This is a genomic window from Microcoleus sp. N9_B4, assembly GCF_036701635.1.
Taxonomy (GTDB): domain Bacteria; phylum Cyanobacteriota; class Cyanobacteriia; order Cyanobacteriales; family Microcoleaceae; genus Microcoleus.
Map to the genome: position 1 here is coordinate 1 of NZ_JAUBRC010000061.1, position 20354 is coordinate 20354.

The following is a 20354-nucleotide window of genomic DNA, read 5'->3' on the forward strand; positions in this document are numbered from 1 at the left end:
AGGAAGAAGGAAGAAGGAAGAAGGAAGAAGGAAGAAGGAAGAAGGAAGAAGGAAGAAGGAAGAAGGAAGAAGGAAGAAGGAAGAAGGAAGAAGGAAGAAGGAAGAAGGAAGAAGGAAGAAGGAAGAAGGAAGAATGCCCTTCGACTTCGCGAGCGGGTAAAAAAAGGGAAGAAGGAAGAGGGAGTTAATTATTAGAATCTCGCTGGTTGAGTAAGGTGGGAATTGCCCACCCTACAACCGGAGATGATATTAATCCCGATTCTTTGACTTATCCTGTTCTTCTTTGGCCCATTGGTGGATCGAGAATTAGAAAAACCAACCGTAGGAATGTAAGCCTTTGCCTAACAGATTAACGCCTAGATAGCAAATCCAAACTACCACAAAACCTGTGGCGGCTAAAATTGCTGGGCGTCTTCCCTGCCAGCCCCGAGTAATGCGGGCGTGCAGGTAGGCAGCAAATACCAACCAAGTAATTAGTGCCCAAGTTTCTTTCGGGTCCCAACTCCAGTATGATCCCCAAGCTTCGTTAGCCCAAACCGCACCGGCAATAATGCCAACTGTCAGTAAGGGGAATCCTAAACCGATGATGCGATAGCTAATGTTATCAAGAGTTTCTGCTAGATTCAAGCGCTGGGGCGAGAGAAGTTCTGCGGTTTGAGTTGGGGCGGTTGATGCGGTTTGAACGGTGGCTAATTCGAGCACTGCGGTGGTGCCTAAACCGTTATTGTTGGAGTTGAAAGAGGGTTCGCTGAAAACTAATGCGCTGTCGGCGCTGGTTTCTGCATTTTGAGGTTCGGGGTTTTGAGGGCGTTGGAGGCGGTAGTTGCCGTTGCGGTTGCTGTTGGTGCCGAAGGAACTACCGGTGAGTTCGATTTTTTGGCCGCGGGTGACGATCAAAAATGCGATCGCCAGTAACGCTCCTACCATTAAAGTTGAGTAACTGAGCATCATGACGCTAACGTGCATCATCAGCCAGTTTGATTTGAGGGCGGGTACTAGGGGCTCTGCAGATTGCATGGTGGCGGGCAGAGTCAGGGCTGCAAAGGCGGATATTGCCATTGCTACGGGGGAGGTGGCTACTCCTACTAAGCGGGAACGACTCATGTTTTCCGCGACTAGGTGGATGGCGGTGATTCCCCAAACTAGGAAAAATAGGGATTCGTAGAGATTGCTTAAGGGGAAGTAGCCGGCTTCTATCCATCGAGAACCGAGTAAAGCGGCGATGGAGAGGTTGGCGACGGCCATTCCTGCGGTTCCTAGGGCTGATAGGTAGGGAATGCTGGGGAATGCTGCGCCAACCCAGTAAATGAGCATTGTGGAGAACAAAACGGCAAAGGAGATGTTGTCCAGCCAGTTCTGGAGTACGACCAGATCCATAAAAATTACTCCGGTAGTGTTTTTACTTATTTTTGCTAACTAGATCGATCGTACTGGGGTTGGGCAGTTTTGGGTTTGGGATTTTGAATTTTTGTGGCAATTATGAGTGATGGGCGGTTGTTGAGGTGCGAGTGGGCGATCGCGCGGACGCATCAAACAAGCTACTATTGACCCACCAGACGAGTGTCACCCCGTCAAGTCACACTTGTTGATTCTGGCTGACGGCTTGAGGTTGGACGAGTTGAAAGTAAGGAAACACGGAATGCTGATGGGCGAAATTCGATCGCCGATTAACAAAATTAGGACTTACGCAGATGGGGCCAGAAACCGGGTTTTTTTAGGAAAATCCTTCCTTCGTACTCGAAGATTAAGTAAAAAACCCTGTTTCTTTGTCGGGAGTGCGTCTACGACTGAAAATATAGGATGTTTTTTGATCTGGGGCTATCTGGAATCCTTTAGAATTGATTGAGCTGATTACCCATTTGCTGTTTTTGCAACCAGCAAAAAAACGGAAGCCCCCGACAATCGTTGTGGATACTCCCCAAATTTTAGACTAAAGCTCAACCTCCCAGATTTATCAAGGCGAGTCAAATCTAAAATCTAAAATCTAAAATCTAAAATCTAAAATCGACTGACGGTTCGAGCCGTTGTATAGGCTAGAGGAGATGTTGGGTTAATGCGTCGAGATTCAATATTTTACAAGTTATTTCAAGAAGCTCCGACGCTGCTGTTTGAGCTATTGGAAGAGTCACCATCGAATGCGGAACAGTATCGATTTGACTCGGTTGCTGTGAAGGAACCGAAGTTTGAAATTGATGGGGTGTTTTTGCCGCCGGATGCTGAGCCTGGAGTTGTATATTTCTGTGAGGTGCAGTTTCAGCGGGATGAATTGTTGTATGAGCGATTGTTTGGTGAGTCGTTTTTGTATTTTTATCGCAACCGTCAGCGATTTACAGATTGGGAAGCGGTGGTAATTTATCCGAGTCGATCGACTGAACAATCAGACACGCATCCGTATAGATCGCTCTTGAACTGCAATCAGGTGCATCGGGTATATTTGGATGAGTTGGGGGATATTGAACAGTTGCCGCTGGGGGTGGCGCTGATGGCTTTGACGACTATCGACGAAGCGAGTACGCCGGAAGCTGCGCGATTGTTGCTGGCGCGATCGCAGCGGGAGGAATCTGAGGCAGCGAGTCGCGCCATAATAGAGATGCTGACGACGATACTGGTTTACAAGTTTACAAGTTTGAACCGAAGGGAGGCAGAGGCGATGTTAGGGATTACGCTTGAGGAAACTCGGTTTTATCGGGAAGCTAAGGAAGAAGGCATCGAACAAGGCATTGAACAAGGCATTGTGCAAGGCATTGTGCAAGGCCGCGAACAAGAAGGAAGAGCCTTGATTTTACGTCTGTTAAATCGGCGAGTTGGAAAATTACCGGAATCTATCACGACTAGAATTGCTGATTTGTCGATCGAGCAAATTGAAACTCTAGCAGAGGAATTGTTAGATTTTCAGTCGATCGAGGATTTAGAGGTTTGGCTGGAGAATTTGCCGCAGGGAGATTGATACGAGGTTAGGAATTGCACTTGAGGGGGGCGATCGCGCCATTTACGCGCACAAACACCTCAAACGTACTCCCCCTCTAATTCCTGGGTTTTGGGGTTTTTTTGGTGCATCCGCCGTTGCTGAGAGGATGTTAAGGGTGGGATCGGGGATGATTCCGGCGGATTAGAAGCGGATTGAAGATGGTAGAAGATGTTTTGGGCGATCGGACTTTTCTGATATTCGTAAACTACTTTTGGAAACTTTGAAAAACAGCCATTAGTTTTTGCCCTTTAGCTTCTACCGTTGAAGTGTCCTCTCTAATAAAAGCTTTTTCACCCACGAATGAAACCTCTTTTTGGGATGGGATATTTATTCTAATCACAGAACATCCCTTGTAGCATATAGTATCAATTTTCGTCAGAACCTGAGTTTTTAAGGGGTCTGTCAAAGCAGATTTTTTAATGGCATTAATTAATATCCCAACATGATCCTCTAGTGTTTTACCTAAAAACTTAGCTTCTCTATCAATTCCTACAACATATCTATCATTGATTTCAATAGGATTAATCTCATCTAATTTTTTAATTTTTTCTGCATCTTCCTTTTTGTCAGCTACTCCAATGAAAATATATCCATCTGTATCGGGATCGGAGTTGGCAATTCCGCAAATTGTCTCAACAAGTCTCTGGGGTAAACCATCATTTAGTTTTCTATTTGTTGGTGACAGATCGAGGAAACCTTGCTTGCACTCGTACTTAGCAGTTTCTATACGAGAACGAAGTAAGGAATTTTTGAAGGTTTGTATCAACTCAGCACCTTGTCCTAGAGTGGATTGATCTTTCTTCGCGAAGTAGTCTTGTATCAATCCCTTTGTTTTATTAATATTCCTTTTACGATCTTTTGTCGTTGCGTAGCGACGGCTTAAATCCAACGTCTTTTGAAGATTTCCGAGTTCCTGCATAATCTGTTGAGGATTAGCAGGTAAAAGCTCTAAGTAAATTACTAATTCAAAAAAAGCCATGAAAATTGTATAGAATGCCTGCGGTATTGGATTATTAATGCCTGGGTTTACAAGATTTTGTAAACACTTATTATCTGAGCTATATGTTTCAAGAGTTTCTCCAAGAACGGAGAAAGTTTTTACAATGTCTGCTTCTAGTTTTTTGAAGCCATACGTTGCAAGACTATTCTCTATTAACTGGAAGTAATTGCTCTCTTCATCATACAGACTATCTAGCTGCTCCTTGCTTCTTGGTAGGGGTTCATTAAGTAATATCGATGCTGCAATATCTGCTATGATATCTTCATCTTCACTATCACGCAGTTGAGAGATTCTAAGGATACCTTGCTTACACCACAATGTATCTTCTGCTAGAATCCCATAACCTTGATTGTTCCGTTTGGAATCAATACTAACCTGGGGCATATCAAATAAGCGAAGCGTTTTTTGAGTATCATCCCCTCGCAACTGCATAGCTATTGTACGAACCACTTCTGCGAATAATGTCGTTACACCTGCTTGTCGTCTCTCTTGGTTGCTTAAATGCTTACCACCGGAATTTATTCTGCCAAAAACCTCTGTTATATCGCTTTCATCCATTGCAGTGTAAATGGTTACTGCAAGCTGATAATCTACAATATCTGCACATTCTTTTCTATCTAATTTATCAAAATTTTCTTCAAATTTAAATATATTGTCATCAGCTAATTGTTGAGCATAAGGGAACTCTTTAAGATTGAAATACCTTCCCTTAAATGCAAATAAATTTTCAATGAAACCACAAATAGCATTAAGTCGCTGCATACCATCTATGATCTCATACTTTTCACTTCCATGAACTTGAGGACGTTCAGCTAGTAGAATTAAAGGAATTGGATATCCGTTTAAAATGCTTCCAATCAGTTTTTCTTTTTCGTCAACTGACCAAATTAATTTTCTTTGATACTTTCTGTTTACCAATAAGTTACCTGACCGATAGAGCCGATAAGCCTGACTGACTCCTATTCCGCGTGGAACAATGCTCATACTTATGCTCGCTTTAAGTCAAGATTTTGATAATAGTATAATACTATCGATCGACTAAAACCAATCTTGTTACCAAGGATTGCCCAGCGGTAAGGTGCACAGAGCGCACCCTACAGATAGAGGTTCTGGATAAGTCCTCTCTTTTCACCAAGGATTACCAATCATTCTAAAAGCAGACCAATAATAAGGATGAGAGAAATTCTGACTCGTCGTGTTTGCCAATTCCGGGGGTAACGGCAGATTGCCACCAGAAGTGTGCAGCATCCCCCTTTCAATTCGCACTTCTCCCCGCAACATCGCTAATTGCGCTTGCCGCAGTGCTTCTGCTTTAATCGGAGCAGTTTTTAACTGCCCGTAAAACTCCGCCATCAATCCTAAACTGCCCTCGTCGCTGACATACCAAAGAGTCGCCATAGCCGATTTAACCCCGGCTTGCACGGCTAACCCGCCAAAGCCCAACTCCGCCTCTCGATCGCCCACAGCAGTCCTGCAAGCACTCAAAACTAACATTTCAACTTGCGGGCTGTGCCATCCCATTTGTCGTAACTGATTTAAACGCAGTTTAGTATCCCACAACTGAATAAAGGATTGGCTGGGGTCTCCCGATCGAAATTCGGCGTGAGTAGCCAAGTGAATCATCCCAAAAGGATACTGCTGGCGCTGCGATTTCAAATTAGCCAGGGTAAAAGCTTCATTCAAGAAAGACTTGCCCGGCCACTGCTGCGGGGTGATGGTCGATACTTCTATTTCCGCCGCGGGCAAAGGACTCATATCTGCAAATTGCGACGCCCCCATTGCCAGAACTTGGGTATTTTTGAAATTGGTGGCGCTGGTATCTGTCAAACTCAGACTCGGCATCGATCCAACACTGTAACGCTCTACCAGAAAGCCTTTGCCGTCGTGCAGGGCACCCATCGGTATCGATCGCAACCCCATATCTGAGATAAAAGATAAATTCTCAATGCCTTTGGCTTGCAGTTCTGCTTCCAGCGGCGCTACCATCCACTGGTAAAGTTTCTGAGCCAAGGGCAAATAACTTGTAGTCTTGCGCTTTACCGGATTAGTCAGTTCATCGCGAAATTTCCGAACAGTTGCCATTACCTGGGCGCGAGAGGTTCCAGGGATGCGCTGGCGAACGGGAACACCTTCCGGGGTGATCACCATCATTTCCAGCTCGTCAGAGGCTTGGATTTGCTGTTCTAGGCGCAAGATGGGGGAACTGCTGTAAGGCCGATCGACTGTAGAACCCCTGGGTACAAAGCTGATATAAATGAGAGCTGGTTTGATGCCTGTGGCTTTTTGGACACTGCGAAGGGTATTTTGGGCATCTTCTAGGGTGGCGATCGTATTTGTTGATGGCAAATTTAGGTAATCGACAAACTCACTGGTAAATCTCTCCTCAACGGGAAAAATAACAGCGCCGAGGTTAGGTGGCAACTTGGAAGCGTCCAGATTCCCAGACGCGGGAGGTGAATTGCGCTGTTGCAAGGAATTAGATATCTGGTTTTGCTGTTGTAAGCTAGGCGAAAATAAAGGATTTGTGCTGGGTGGCTGGTTGGCTGCGAGCTCCGGTGTCGGTATCGGTGCGATATTTATCGGCGCAGCAGCAGGCGCAACCACTGGATTTGGAGTAATCGTCGGTGCTGGTGGCAAATTTGAGACCGGTGCTGGATTTGGAGTAATCGTCGGTGCTGGTGGCAAATTTGAGACCGGCGCTGGATTTGGAGTAATCGTCGGTGCTGGTGGCAAATTTGAGACCGGCGCTGGCGTCGGCGTTAATGTTTGTGCTGGATTGGGTGCGGTTGCTGGTGCGGTTGCTGGATTGGGTGCTGGTGCTGGATTGGGTGCTGGTGCTGGATTGGGTGCTGGATTGGTTGCTGGTGCTGGATTGGGTGCTGGTGCTGGATTGGGTGCTGGTGCTGGATTGGGTGCTGGATTGGGTGCGGTTGCGGGCGCTGGAGTTGGTGCTGGCGCTGGAGTTGGTGAGGGTGTTGGTTCAGGTGCTGGCGCTGGAGTTGGTGAGGGTGTTGGTTCAGGTGCTGGCGCTGGAGTTGGTGCTGGTTCAGGTGCGGGCGCTGGCGCTGGTTCAGGTGCTGGTGTTGGTGCGGGTGCGGGCGCGGGTACAGGTGCAAATATAGGCGCGGGTGCTGGTGCTGGTGCTGGTGCTGGTGCTGGTGCTGGTGCTGGTGTCGGCGCGGGCGCGGGTGATGGCGCAGGTGATGGTGTTGGTTCAGGTGCTGGTGTCGGCGCGGGCGCGGGCACGGGTGCTGGTGCTGGTGTTGGTTCAGGTGTTGGTTCAGGTGTTGGTTCAGGTGCGGGTGATGGTGCTGGGGTCGGTGCTGGGGTCGGTGCTGGGGTCGGTGCAGGTGATGGTGCGGGCGCGGGTGCGGGTGCTGGGGTCGGTGCGGGCGCAGGTGATGGCGCGGGTGCGGGCGCGGGTGCGGGCGCAGGTGATGGCGCAGGTGATGGCGCAGGTGATGGCGCAGGTGATGGTGTTGGTGCTGGTGTTGGTGCTGGTGTTGGTGCTGGTGCTGGCGATACTGAAGAAGCTGTAATGTTAATTTGCGTCGGCTGTACTATCTGAGGGGTGGGGCTGAAATAACTTCCCTGTGTAATCACATTTTCCTTCTTTGGACCGCCGGTGGCAATGCTGCCAGCAGTACCGTTGACTCTGTTATAGTCTGGCCCGACGCTGAAAAGAGTGTTCGAGGCTTCGCCACCGTGGCGAATGGTGATATCTCCACCATTGGCGCTACCAGTCGTGGATGCGGAAATGCTGCAAGCTTGCGACAAGCAGTTGTTATCGTTTGTGAAAGTGCCTGTAGCTCGGAAATTACCGCCGGCTGTAATGTCAATCTCTCCTCCGCCTGTTCGGCCTTCGGTGTTGATATGGGTTACTTCGATGTCGTTGCGGGCGTTGAGGGTGACTGCGCCACCTTGTTTTTCTTGGGAGTTGGCGTCTATGAACCCTGTTTGAATGCTGCTTGAGGGTGCTGCAATACTAACGTCTCCGGCGTTGCTGTTTTTGTCGATCGACCCTGCGTTGATATTGCCTGTTTCTACTTTTCCTGTACGGCTGGTGACGGTGATGTTGCCGCCTGCGGTGGTGTCGGAGTCGGAGTCAATATCGACAGTGCTAATGTCGCCACTAGCTTCTAGGGCGATCGCACCGCCTTGGGAAGTTGTTAGGTTTCCGCTGACTGCAATGCTGTTGGCTGCTTGAATGTTGATCGCCTGAGCGTTTGCATCTTTTAGTGCCACGTCCCCCGCAGCTACTGCTCGGTTAGACGCCGTGAGTACCACTTCACCGCTGGCATTGACGCTGATGCCTGTAGCGTTTGTTTCACCAATGCCGGTGAGCAGTTCGGGCAAGGATGCGATCGAGAATGTCGAAGCTGTTGGCGCTGTTCCTGGGCTCGTCGCTGAAGGCGGCTCGATTTCCAAACTCAGCAAATTGCCTCGCTGGCTGACGCGGACTAAATTTTTCCCGATGACTGATGCTACGGTAATTTGACCGCCTGGGGCAGAAAGGCTGCCGGTGCTGACAACTGTGCCGCCCACCAAGGTTAAGTTCTGCCCTGACTTGACTGCTAAGTCTGCCGTGCTGATAATTGCCCCTGCTCGATCGGCCCCAAAAGCAAATGAATTGGGCGCGCCTGTCAGAGATGTGTAAGTGCTAGTACCGACAGCGTTAAACGAGTTTGAACCAAATCCAATAGCGGTGGCGGTGGTTGCTGTGAAAGAAGCCGGCACGTTTAAGCTGGCACTGTTGCCAAATATGATGCCGGATGGATTCATCAGAAACAAGTTAGAATTGCCACCGGTTACTTGAATTAAGCCGTTAATAATCGAGGGGTTGCCGCCGCCTATGCCCGCTAAAATGTTGCGAATGTTGGGGTTTGATATAAAGTTGGCAATCTGATTTTCCGACAAGCCGAATTCTGTAAACCTGTGGAATAGATTTTGTCGATCGCTCGATAATTGTCCGCCTTGAATATCGAAGCGACTTGGCTGCCCAGGAGTTCCGTTTTGGGCTGCGGGAGTGACGGTAGTGCCTGTTGCGTCCGCCGCTGGAACAATTGTTTGACCTTCGGCTTTTGCTTGCAAAAAATAAATATTTATTAAGACTATTTGCAGAGCAAGTGTCAGTTTGCTTATTCTTGCTTTTGAGAGGAATTTAGACTTTTTTTGAATATTTTTGGCGGTTTTCATTGGTTTTTAATGGGTAAAATATATAAATCACAGAAATTAGCTAAAGAAACTGGCTTTATAGAAAAAACTTGGTTGACGGCTGTGTCAATAAATATCTGCACATCCGTGCTGTGTCTGGTCAATTTGCGTAGAAGATTGGAAATCTACCCCTCATTTTCCGAGGGGGTATTTGTGAGTTATTCTGTCAGTCTTATTGCTAAGTAAGGTTTGCCTGGTAAATGTTCACGTTCCCTTGTTAGGAAAGCGATACGCTTGGCTATAAACCTGTTCACTCGTTCCTTAATCGCCTTAGACAGGGCATAATGCTGGCGTTTACATCACGGTGTCATGAATGAACGTAGTCAGTTAAGACGCTTGACGGCAGGTTCCGATGTTGTACAGGTGTTGACTAGGAATGCCAATATCTGCATAGGTTTTTCGGAACGGTTGAAGACGCTATATTTATTAAGCAACCGGGTTTCTGACTGCAAGTGCATTCAGGAGTCAGTGGGTAGAACTGGCCTCTGCTTTTGCAATTTTTTCAGCGTATCTTTTCCACAATCTAAATATAACTCGAAATGCCTATGCTCTGTATCTTCCGCATGACATATTAATAAAAAAAAACAAAAACGGCTTTCCTAGAGGCACTCCCACCCGGAGAAACCGGGGCTTTTAACTATTATTGAGAGTATGAAGGAAGTATCCGGGTTCAAAAACTAGGTTTCTGCGTCCAAGACTGACCCGGAAACATCCCAAAATATTTTATACAAAACAAAAAATATTATACACAGGCGGATAATTAAAATTATGGAAAGAAGAAATGAGCAGGAGTCAACAGACATAATTCAGAATGTATAAGATCCCATCCCTGAAGTGAGAGTTAACCGTCACGAAAAGAATTTTTTGTAATCCACGATTAAAATCGGGGGCTTGAAACCTCGATTCTCCATCCAGTCGCAAAGAATCCATTCTGAATTCTTCTTCAGTAAGTCAAATTGTTAGGGTATTCAGAAACCCGGTTTATTTAAAAAACCGGGTTTTTGGGGTTTTTTGTGTGAGGTTTTGTGAAGTAAAACTCCTTAAATCCGGCTCTATTTCCCTCTTGTAGTCAACTCCACTATTGCCGATTTTGAGCTGCTGCTTATACTCGTTACCAGGCTCTGCCTGGTAACGCATATCCGGAGGCTCTGCCTCCATAGTCTGGGCCGAGGCAGAGCAAGAGTGACATCGGTTCCCAGGCAGAGCTTGGGAACCAGTTAACCAGTTATTGAAACTGATTTAGGATTGCTATATTGCCGATTTTGAGCTGCTGATTTTCGGTTTTAATCGATCGCCCTGTGGGTGTTTAAGGGGGTGTGCAGGCGGATTTGTGGCAGGATTCAAGAGTTCACTTGGGTGAAGTTTGGACAGTGGGCGAGGGACTGGGAGAAGCAGGGCGCGGTGAAGGGTTTGCAGAAGGAGTGGATTGGATGGATTTTTTGAGACCAACAAAAGCGTCATAGCGGGTGGTACGATCGCCAATGACGGCCGCTGTAACGCCGATCGACCGCGTGGCGTCTATCCACATTTTTTGGTTGGGAGGAAACTCCGGCAAAGCTAGGTTTTTCGGGTTAAACGCACTCTCGGTGTCGATGAAGAAATTGCCGTTGTGGGGTTGAAGTTGCGATCGTACAGTTTTCTGGAACAATTCGCTGCTTAAAAGCGGGCTTTTCGGTGCCGGAACGATCGCATCAACCACGGGAGCTCCTACTGTCATAAACGCTACATTGTTCATCCAGCCGCGAGTTACCGTAATCCCTCCAAACGGCGAGGTCCATTTAATCGCCGGTTTGCCGCCGACTTGAATTTCCTCCACTCTAAACCCTTTCATTTTCATCGTTTCATCAAGCTGTTTCAGGGATTTGTCGGCTGCGCCCTGGTTGTTTGTTTCCACCATAAATACAAATCCGGCAGCAAATTTGTCTCTGGGATTCTGGGCGGGCGCTGGTATTAATGATAGAGAAAATTCTCCCGCCATCCAGTTCATTAAGTCTTTATCTAAATCCATGCCGGTAGTGGATTTTAAACCTGTTCGTAAAACTTGGGGATTAATTGGGGAAATCGGGTTTGCATCGGCTCCTAATACGTAGTCTTGCCACAAACGCTGCAAGTTGCCGCCGGATACCATCATTATGGTATTGTTTGGCAGGCGGTTAACCATTTTTAGAGCATTGTTTTCTACTGCTATCCTTCGGGTAGAATCTGGTTTTAGCCAAGAGACTGATTTGAAGGCAATTCCTTCTACATCCAGCGTCGCTGTGGTGGCAAATCCCTGATTTTGTTGCAGTTTTTCGAGGTTTTCTGGCGAAATTTCGCGGGCTGAGTTGGCGGCGGCATAGGCGGCGGCAACGGGCATATTGACGTAGATTTGACCGAAGGCGCCCGGACTTTTTATTTTGTCTATGGCGTCTGCATAGCCAGGGGTTTTTGCTAGGGAAGGTTCGCCTTTGTAGGTGTCGATTATTCTGTCTGTAGCGCTAGGATCTGTGGTGACTGCTAGATAGTTGGTGCCGAGTACCGCGACGGAGAAATTGCGATCGGGTACGCCTTGAGTTTCTGTGACTTGCACGCCTTTATAATTACGCTCAACTATTTTTCCTTGGCTGAGGGGTCTGGATTTTGCTAATAATTCTTTGGCTTTGATCGGGTTGGCAATTGGCAGGATAATTGCCACTGACTGTTGAATGGGCGGAGATGGTGGCGCGTTGGGTGCGGGCGATGGGGCTGGTATAGCTATTTTGTTGCGGAGAAAGGCTACCATTGCTGTGCTACCCACCCAGGGTTGAATGTCTTGCTGGTAGGCGTAGCCGTTGCTTGTGAGGAGGCGATCGCGCATTTCCGTTAAAAACCTCTCAAACGAAGCTTTTGACTCGGGCGTGCCAAACTCTCGCAGTTTATTCCACTGGGATTCATCGGTGGTGATGGATAGGGCCATCATCGTATCTTGCGGGACAACCGTTGCCCCCGCCGGCAAATCTTTGGCGGGCCCACGGGAAATGACGAGGTAGTAGGTGACAAAGCCTAAACCGATCAGAAGTGTGGCGGCTCCGATCGTAAACAGCAGGGAAGATTTATCTTTCTTAAACATTATTCGTAAGGTTCGGGTGCTCGCAACATGATAGATTATTTTCTTGGCTCATGTAGCAGATACATTAGCAGATACATATAACCGGGCAAATCTAGGAAAGTTGACTGTTGACTGTTAACTGTTGACTGTGAGCCGAAAAACAAATGATGGTTGAGTGTTGAGTGTTGACTGTTGACTGTGAGCCGAAAAACAGAAAATTGTGCTTATATTTGCTGGCAGATTTAAGGAGACTTTACCAGAACGATGCTACCGGATCTGATATAAGTCCGTGGAAGGAAACCCAACACAAAAAATGTGGCAAGACTTTTGTGAAATGGTCTTAACTGAATCAGTTTCTGGCCTTAAAGTCTTTAAAGATAGTTTGAAATGAGTACATGAGCCGGTGGACATCGTTTGTGGCTGTAGGAAAAATGTTGAGTTCCCATTTTTTGCGCGCGGTAGTTAGCAGTTTTGCTACAGGTTGCGAGTAACTGTTAGAAATGAAATAGCTGCCGCCTTCGTAGCGAATGTCTGACGCTAAGCCGATAAAAGCACCGGCCATTTCTAGTTTAAGTTCTGACGTGCTGTGTTCCGATTTTACTGCTAAAATCACCTGCGAGTGCCGAGGTTCGCGGTTGAGCAAGCGGCAGATATTTGCTTCTTTTTGGTACAAAATTAACACGTTGCAGTTGTGCAGAACTCCGGCTCTACCTTGGACTTTTACTCCTAGGTGGACTTCCAGGGCTGGTTTGTCGGGAAATTCCACAACAGCATGAGTATAGGGATGTGCAGTTCCGTGGATTTTTCCCGCCGTTTTTCTAAATGTTAAATATTTCGGTGTTTCGTCGTCTAAAACATTGTTGTAATAAATAGTACCGCCTTCATTAGCAACTGCTTTTAGCAGAATAGTGAAGAGGTAAGTGTCAAAAATTCTGGCTTGTTCTGCCGCTGTGTTAAATTCGGGATCGATCGAGCTTTTTAATTTGCTTTTAATCTCGGAATTGATGGCGTAGTTGCTCGGCCCGGAGGGCAGTTTTTCCAGCAAGTGCTTGAGGGCGATCGCCTGTTTGTGGCGAGGGGCTGTGACGCTGGAGGTAAACTCGATTGTTTTGGCAGTTTCGGCACCTGAATTGGCAAAGGTAATTTTTGTGCCGAGGGGAGAGGTTTCTGATTCTACTTTTAAGAAATAAGCAATTTCGTCTTCCATTTCGGAAGTGTTGACCGTCGCTTGTTCGACAGCATTAATTAACAGCAAAAGTTGTTCTTTTGCGGTATAATCTTCTATCTTGAGCAGGGGTGTTTTTCTTTTGAGCGATCGCTCTTCTATTACTTTGCCTATCTCTATATTATCCGCTACTTGTTGCACTACCCAACCCAAATTAAACTCATCCAGAATTGCCGCCAGTTCCTGATAGAGTTTGGCGTACTCGATCTCGTCCATAATTGTTTCTGCGCTGCACACTATTTTGATTATACAAGCAGATTTGATTTTTTGGTCAAGTACCCTGCCGATTTTAGGTTTTAAATTTTAGGATTACTCTCACGGATGAATCCTAGGGCTTTTCGGTCAACAGTCAACAGTTAGCAGTCAACAGTCAACAGTCAACTGCCAATTAGCAGTAAGCTATTGTACGACATTTGTAGCGATCGAACTATGGCAACTATCAACGACAATTACCTCAAACTCAAAGCTGGCTACCTGTTTCCCGAAATTGGGCGCAGGGTGAAAGCCTATGCAGAGGCGAATCCCGAAGCGCCCATCATCCGGCTGGGGATTGGCGACGTGACTGAACCGCTACCGGCTGCTTGTCGGGAGGCGATGGTGAAGGCGGTGGAAGACATGGGTTCGCGGGATACCTTTAAAGGATACGGCCCGGAACAAGGTTATGAGTGGCTGCGGGAAAAAATTGCCGAGCACGATTTTAAGTCGCGGGGATGCGATGTTGATGCTTCGGAAATCTTTATTTCTGATGGTTCTAAGTGCGATTGTGGCAATATTCTCGATATTTTTGGCAACAATAACACGATCGCAGTTACAGATCCAGTTTATCCGGTGTATGTAGACACTAACGTGATGGCCGGACACACGGGAGATGCGAACGAAAATGGGGAATACGGCGGCTTAGTTTACCTGCCAATTACAGCCGAAAACAATTTTACTGCCCAAATTCCCACCGACAAAAAAGTCGATTTAATTTACTTGTGTTTTCCGAATAACCCGACGGGGGCAACTGCAACCAAGGAACACTTGCAAGATTGGGTAAATTATGCTAAAGCTAACGGTTCGATTATTTTCTTCGATGCGGCTTACGAAGCGTATATTACCGATCCGAGTTTACCGCATTCTATCTACGAAATTGAAGGAGCGCGGGATTGTGCGATCGAATTTCGTTCTTTTTCCAAAAATGCTGGTTTTACGGGTACTCGCTGTGCGTTAACAGTTGTACCGAAGACTTTGACTGGAAAAGCAGCAGATGGTTCCGATGTCGAAATTTGGAAGCTGTGGAACCGCCGCCAATCTACTAAATTTAACGGAGTTTCTTACATCGTGCAGCGCGGTGCTGAGGCGGTTTATTCAGAGGCAGGCAAGGCACAGATTCAGGCATTAGTCAATTTTTACATGGAAAATGCTGCGATTATTCGCGAGAAATTGACAGCAGCGGGAATCGAGGTTTTTGGTGGCGAAAATGCACCTTATGTGTGGGTGAAAACACCTCACGGTTTGTCGAGTTGGGATTTCTTTCAGAAGTTGCTGGAAACTTGCAATGTGGTGGGAACTCCGGGTTCTGGTTTTGGTGCGGCGGGCGAGGGTTATTTCCGCATTTCGGCGTTTAATAGTCGGGAGAATGTGGAGGAGGCGATGAGACGGATTGTGGAGAAGTTTAAGGTTTAATCTCATCTCCTGCTTAAACCGAAAGGCCGCCAGCCCGCCAGGGAATGAATTCCCTGGCTAATAGCTAAAGTCCTCTGAAGAGGACTCATGAGTTCTTCAGTTCTTTTCAGAGGACTTTAGCTTTGAGACAGGGGTTTCAACCCCTGGCGGACTGCCGGAATCAGCGAAAAAGCATTAATTTAATATGTTGTGGTACAGGCCGGAAAGCCTGTTCATGAAAATAGTAAAAGATGTGAGTTATAATCTAAAATGATTGTGGCTCAGGGTTTCAATAAAAAATGCAAGCTAACACCAGGAGTTTATTATGCACTTGCTACGAGTTCAAGTTCCTGATTTTCGGGGTTTAAAGGACATTGACATAACTTTTGAAAAGGATTTTTTTCCTAAAATTTTTCCGCTGGGGAGTCAAAATGGTGGCGGTAAAAGTACGCTATTGCAGTTGATTTTTGTATTGTTACACTGTTCGGTTGATGACGCTAAAAAACCGTTTTTACAAAATCTGCTTCAGGGATTTAAAGTTGCTGATGGGGAAGAAAAAAGAGTCTTAGCCCTCATTGACATTTTGGAGGGAGAAAAAATAGTTAAACTTGAATTCTATTGTGGGAAATATTCTGTTATTGAAGATTTTTTATTGGAAGAGATACAACCAGAAAACTTGATACATATATGTAGTTATTCAAGCGCTAAACAATCTAATAATAATCAAGAACCAAATACAGAGTTACTATGTTGTTTTAATATTCTAAAAAAGCATGAAGCAAAATTATTTTTAGACAAACTGTCGCATAAAATTTTTCTAGCAGCTCCATCAACCCAAGTTTTTCTATTTCTTCCGCTGGATTCTAGAAAACTATTATTTAGCAACTCAAGTAAGGAAGATAAGAATTATTACGCGATCCTCGAATCTGCAAGATCTAAATTAAATGGCTTGTTTACCTATGACTTCCTTGCTGTAAAGCTACTTATTAAATCATTTAAAGATGCTCGCGATCGCGACTTCAGAGAAGCGATTAAAACAGGTAACTACGGGAAGAGCTATCAAACTCTAATTAGCGATTTAAATTTGATGTTATCAAATAAAAGGATAAATTTAAATGAAGATTTTTCGGGAGTCAACTTTCAATTGTATAAGAATGGTGAAACTATAGAACTATATCCAGAAGATTTAAGTCACGGCGAACTCAAAAGACTTAGCATTTATATATGGCTCAAGTCTCGCAACATAGAAGATGCTATTGTGTTGATGGATGAAATTGAAATTGCTTTTCATCCAGATTGGCAATATCAAATTATATCAGACCTCAAAGAGTGGGGGCCCAGCAATCAATATATTCTGGCAACTCACTCCTACGCATTGTGTGAAGCTTTGACACCAGCTCACGTTAAAGAAATAGAGCCAAAACTTATCAAACAAGAATCTAATATTACAAATGAGTCTTAGTCCAGAACAGCTAAAAGAACACTGCGAGATAATTCTTCAATCTCCCAGAATTAAGAACAAAATTGTGGTGCTATGCGAAGGCCCTATTCCCGATATCGAGGGTAGGCGATCGCCTCAAGCTTATAAAAAAATGGAGGAAATGCCGGATGCCAACTTTTATAAGGCTTGCGTTCCGAGATGGTGGAGAGAAAAGCTGCCACAATTTTTCAACTGTGGCGATCGCGCAAGTGTAATAAATACTTATTTGAAGCTTTTAAAATTACACCAACAGGATACCGGTAACTCGTATTTAGAGCCCGATCGACTTTTTGCAATGATAGATTTGGACTTGCACCTGCAAAAGATTGATGATTACCCTTTTCCCGATACAGAAGCAATTTTTTGCGATCTTTACGAAAAATCGGAGGTGCGATCGCAAAATGCAAAACGGCACCGGATATGGATTACAGGTTTAATTCATAAAGAAGCATATTTTCTTACACCTGAGCTTCAATCAATATTTGATGATTATCCTCATCCTCCGATGTATCAGGATAATCCTCTTGAACTGAATAGTATTTATATGGATATGGCTGATAAAATTAGTAGCGATCCCGACTTGAAGAATAACCTTAACATACAGAGAGCGCTCGCTCGCATAAATCATTGTTTAAATTGTGCGGACTTAAATAAATTACAAGATTCATGGAAAAATGAGTTTCAAAATACCTCCGATGAAACGTGCAAGCATCAATTAATTATGGCTTTGCTCACAATTAAAAAAGTTAAGAATGAGAAACAACCTGAGCATGATTATTGGGAAAAAATTAAGCCACCCCCTGACTGGAGTAGAAATGAGAAAGTATTTAGAGAACAACTATCGTTAAAAATTGCGGAATTTTATTCCCAGCAAAATAGCGAGGTTAAGTGTCACATTCCTTTTTTTATCAAGACATTGTATGATAGTTCGTTTAAATAAAACGCCTCAATTATAATATTCCATTTTCTATCCATCAGCATCGCTAGGAAAACCAAATTGGTCTGGTAATTCATCGGAAGTAATTTGCAAAATCTTTAACAACTTCTTGTATTGAACAGGCGTTAGCTTCGGTACCGATCGCCCCGATTCCCAGTTCCTTACCGTCGCTTCCGTAACTCCAAGTGCTTCTCCTAGCTGCTTTTGAGTCATAAACCGCTGAACTCTCAGTCGCATTAGGGGCGATCGCTCGGCTCTTTCTGAGATTTCCATAGGCTATTTGTTACTTTATGTTAAATAAATTTACGCTTTTATTAAATAGGTTGACGCCTACCGTTATTTAATTTACGCTTATAGCAATAGAGATGAGACAGCACCAGAACCGCAACTTGTGCTGTAGGGGAATTGCTGTCTTTTCTTCAACTTGTTATTGTACGCGGTTTTACCGTTACAAAGCATCAAACCTATCCAAAATTATTGGTCAAAGCTATGTTGCAAGATTCATCATCGAACCAAACATCGCCCCAAATTTTAACCAACCAAACCTTTGAGGGCGATCGCGAACCAGTCCGTCACGTCATCATCGGTTCGCCGCTGGGTGTACGGCGAACTATCCACCAACTGCACGCATTGCGCTACGAGGAAGCTGTTCGTTGGACTCATCCGATCGCGATTCCCGACAATCGCATCATTATTACACCCGAACAGGGAGAAATAATGAGTCTGTTGGTCAAATTAATCCGCCTGCAATGAAGTTACTCCCTGGATTACTCGGCGATTGAAATCGCGTCTACACAAACAAAGTCCGCCTGCGCGGACTGAGAAATAAAATTAAATCAACATTATGACTATTAATCCCGTCCTTAAACCCGTTAGCCAAATAATGCTTGCGCCCGGCAGTGTTGTAACTATTCCCAATATAAGTTGGCTGGAATTCGAGTCGATTTTGCAGGAATTAGGAGAAAAGCGAAGAACCAGAATTGCCTACAGCAACAGTACCTTAGAAATCATGGTTCCCTTACCCGAACACGAAAGGCCGAAAGATTTAATTTCCGATATTGTCAAAATTTTACTAAAGTCGGCGGGCAGAAGATATGAACCTTTTGGTTCTACTACTTTCAAGCGGGAAGGTGCAGCAGGAATTGAACCTGATGCTTGCTTTTATATTCTAAATTATCAGCGGATGATTAGCCGCCGCCGACTTTTGCCGGACGATCCGCCGCCGGATTTAGCAATTGAAACGGATGTAGCTTCTAAAACTACGATCGATGCCTATAAAATTATTGGAGTTCCAGAAATCTGGGTTTATGACAGCGGCAGACTTCGCATTTATTTGCTGCAAGATGGAGAGTATGTAGAATCCGATAGTAGTCCCAATTTTCCGGGAATTGCGATCGCCCAACTTATCCCCACTGCGGTAGAACGTGCTTGGCAGGTGGGAAATTTGCAAGCGCTAGAAGAATTTGAAAGTGCGATCCTCTCCGAGGGCTTCGCTAACGGCTAAACTCGTAGGAGACGTTACGCACTTCGCACTTCGCCTCCAAAAAATCACACACTTACTGCCAAATTGTCAACCCCTAAAGGTCGATAAACTGTATCTCTTTGCTGATAACTCCGCCCCAAAGAACTAATTGCATTTTGCAAATCTTCGACAGACTGACAACTGCCGCCAACCGCACCGGCCATCGTTGTAATGTGTTCTTCCATCAATGTACCGCCGATGTCATTGCAGCCCCATTTCAGCGCTTCTGTAGCTCCATCTAAACCTAATTTTACCCAACTGGGTTGGTGATTGGAAATCAAATTTCCTAAGAAGATTCTCGATACTGCGGTGAGTAACAATGTATCTGCTAAAATTGGTTGGTCGCGGCCGACTCGACTCCGCAAAGGTGCCGGTGCTTCCTGTCCGACAAAGGGTAGTAAAATAAATTCTGTAATGCGTGCCCCATAGTTTTGGTCGATCGCAGTTTGTTGGAGCGATCGCACTTTTTCTAAATGCAAAACTTGCTGTTCGGCCGTCTCAATATGCCCGCAAAGCATCGTACTCGTTGTCGGCAAACCCAGACTGTGAGCAGTTCCCACAATTTCTAACCAAGTTGCCGAATTTAGTTTTTCCGGGCAAATCACCCGTCGCACAGCATCGTCGAGAACTTCCGCAGCGGTTCCCGGCATCGAACCGACTCCCGCATCCCGCAAAGCCGAAATTACATAGCTGAAACTAAGATTATCTTTTCTGGCAATAAACTCTATTTCTTGCGGCGAAAAAGCGTGCAAGTGCAACTGAGGAAACTTATCCTTAATAGTTTTCACCAATTGCAGATAATAAGGCAAAGATGCGCCGTTCAGCTTAGCTTGAAGATTTAAGCCGCCCTGCATACAAATTTCCGTTGCACCCCGCTGCACTGCATCAGTTGCTTTTTCCTGAATTTGAGCTGCGTCTAACCAAAAAGCGCCCTCATCTCCCTCGTCGCGGCGGAATGCACAAAAACTGCAATGCTGCTCGCAAATGTTAGTAAAATTAATATTCCGATTGATAACGTAGGTGACAGTATCCCCTGATTGTCGGCGGCGGAGCAAGTCAGCGGTTGTTTGAATAGAAGCTCGCGCGTCTGGCTCTCTTTGCTGCAAAAGTACCAAAGCCTCTGCGGTAGAGATGTTGTAACCTTGTAAAGCTCGATCGAGAATTGCATCCACAGTTTTCTTTTCAACTCAATTACAGAATTACTGACTAGAATTAAGGCGTTTTTATATTTTAACTAATCAATTATGGAGGAACGATATTTTACAATCTCAAGTTCTACCAAACTATCCTTGAC

At 45.5% G+C, this 20354-nt stretch carries 14 protein-coding genes; 7 read left to right on the forward strand and 7 right to left on the reverse strand.

Annotated features, from left to right (window positions below; all coding sequences use genetic code 11):
* The coding region (locus tag QUA43_RS27190; protein WP_333378302.1) for a hypothetical protein at positions 1–195 on the forward strand (195 nt) is incomplete at its 5' end.
* 111 nt (positions 196–306) lie between these two features.
* On the opposite strand, the gene ccsB is transcribed toward QUA43_RS27190, so the two are convergent.
* Positions 307–1377, reverse strand: a complete 1071-nt coding sequence (ccsB, locus tag QUA43_RS27195; protein ID WP_333378303.1) for a c-type cytochrome biogenesis protein CcsB — start codon at positions 1375–1377, stop codon at positions 307–309.
* 676 nt (positions 1378–2053) lie between these two features.
* On the opposite strand from ccsB, the gene QUA43_RS27200 reads away from it, so the two are divergent.
* On the forward strand, positions 2054–2947 hold the full coding sequence (locus QUA43_RS27200; protein WP_333378306.1) for an Rpn family recombination-promoting nuclease/putative transposase: 894 nt from the start codon (positions 2054–2056) through the stop codon (positions 2945–2947).
* A gap of 226 nt (positions 2948–3173) precedes the next feature.
* On the opposite strand, the gene QUA43_RS27205 is transcribed toward QUA43_RS27200, so the two are convergent.
* The 4 genes from QUA43_RS27205 to QUA43_RS27220 form a co-directional block, all read right to left on the reverse strand.
* Positions 3174–4952, reverse strand: coding sequence for a GmrSD restriction endonuclease domain-containing protein (locus QUA43_RS27205; protein WP_333378308.1), 1779 nt, complete (start codon positions 4950–4952; stop codon positions 3174–3176).
* 144 nt (positions 4953–5096) lie between these two features.
* Positions 5097–9164, reverse strand: coding sequence for a CHAT domain-containing protein (locus QUA43_RS27210; protein ID WP_333378311.1), 4068 nt, complete (start codon positions 9162–9164; stop codon positions 5097–5099).
* Between the two features lie 1366 nt (positions 9165–10530).
* Positions 10531–12270 carry a DUF3352 domain-containing protein gene (locus QUA43_RS27215; RefSeq protein ID WP_333378314.1) on the reverse strand — a complete coding sequence of 580 codons (1740 nt, stop codon included), beginning with the start codon at positions 12268–12270 and terminating at the stop codon, positions 10531–10533.
* A gap of 328 nt (positions 12271–12598) precedes the next feature.
* A complete protein-coding gene (locus QUA43_RS27220) occupies positions 12599–13690 on the reverse strand; it encodes a hypothetical protein (protein WP_333378315.1) in 1092 nt (363 codons plus the stop codon).
* 213 nt (positions 13691–13903) lie between these two features.
* Between QUA43_RS27220 and QUA43_RS27225 the strand changes: the two genes are divergently transcribed.
* The 3 genes from QUA43_RS27225 (at position 13904) to QUA43_RS27235 (ending at position 17541) form a co-directional block, all read left to right on the forward strand.
* Complete coding sequence (locus tag QUA43_RS27225; protein WP_333378318.1) at positions 13904–15142, forward strand: LL-diaminopimelate aminotransferase; 1239 nt, start codon at positions 13904–13906, stop codon at positions 15140–15142.
* A gap of 304 nt (positions 15143–15446) precedes the next feature.
* Positions 15447–16583: an AAA family ATPase gene (locus QUA43_RS27230; protein ID WP_333378321.1), complete on the forward strand. Its 1137-nt coding sequence runs from the start codon at positions 15447–15449 to the stop codon at positions 16581–16583.
* Positions 16573–17541 carry a hypothetical protein gene (locus tag QUA43_RS27235; protein WP_333378324.1) on the forward strand — a complete coding sequence of 323 codons (969 nt, stop codon included), beginning with the start codon at positions 16573–16575 and terminating at the stop codon, positions 17539–17541. Before QUA43_RS27230 ends, QUA43_RS27235 begins: the two co-directional genes overlap by 11 nt.
* 27 nt (positions 17542–17568) lie before the next feature.
* Here the strand turns inward: QUA43_RS27235 and QUA43_RS27240 are convergent, their stop codons facing one another.
* The gene (locus QUA43_RS27240; protein ID WP_333378326.1) at positions 17569–17811 is read right to left on the reverse strand and encodes a helix-turn-helix transcriptional regulator; all 243 of its coding nucleotides are present in this window, start codon (positions 17809–17811) and stop codon (positions 17569–17571) included.
* A 216-nt stretch (positions 17812–18027) separates the two neighbouring features.
* Here QUA43_RS27240 and QUA43_RS27245 point away from each other — a divergent pair, with 216 nt between their 5' ends.
* Entirely contained in the window at positions 18028–18291 is a 264-nt protein-coding gene (locus QUA43_RS27245; RefSeq protein WP_333378328.1) for a hypothetical protein, read from the forward strand.
* A 91-nt stretch (positions 18292–18382) separates the two neighbouring features.
* Positions 18383–19042: a Uma2 family endonuclease gene (locus QUA43_RS27250; RefSeq protein ID WP_333378330.1), complete on the forward strand. Its 660-nt coding sequence runs from the start codon at positions 18383–18385 to the stop codon at positions 19040–19042.
* A gap of 44 nt (positions 19043–19086) precedes the next feature.
* Here QUA43_RS27250 and cofH read toward each other — a convergent pair whose 3' ends face one another.
* Positions 19087–20232, reverse strand: coding sequence for a 7,8-didemethyl-8-hydroxy-5-deazariboflavin synthase subunit CofH (cofH, locus tag QUA43_RS27255; RefSeq protein ID WP_333378332.1), 1146 nt, complete (start codon positions 20230–20232; stop codon positions 19087–19089).
* Between the last annotated feature and the right edge of the window lie 122 nt (positions 20233–20354).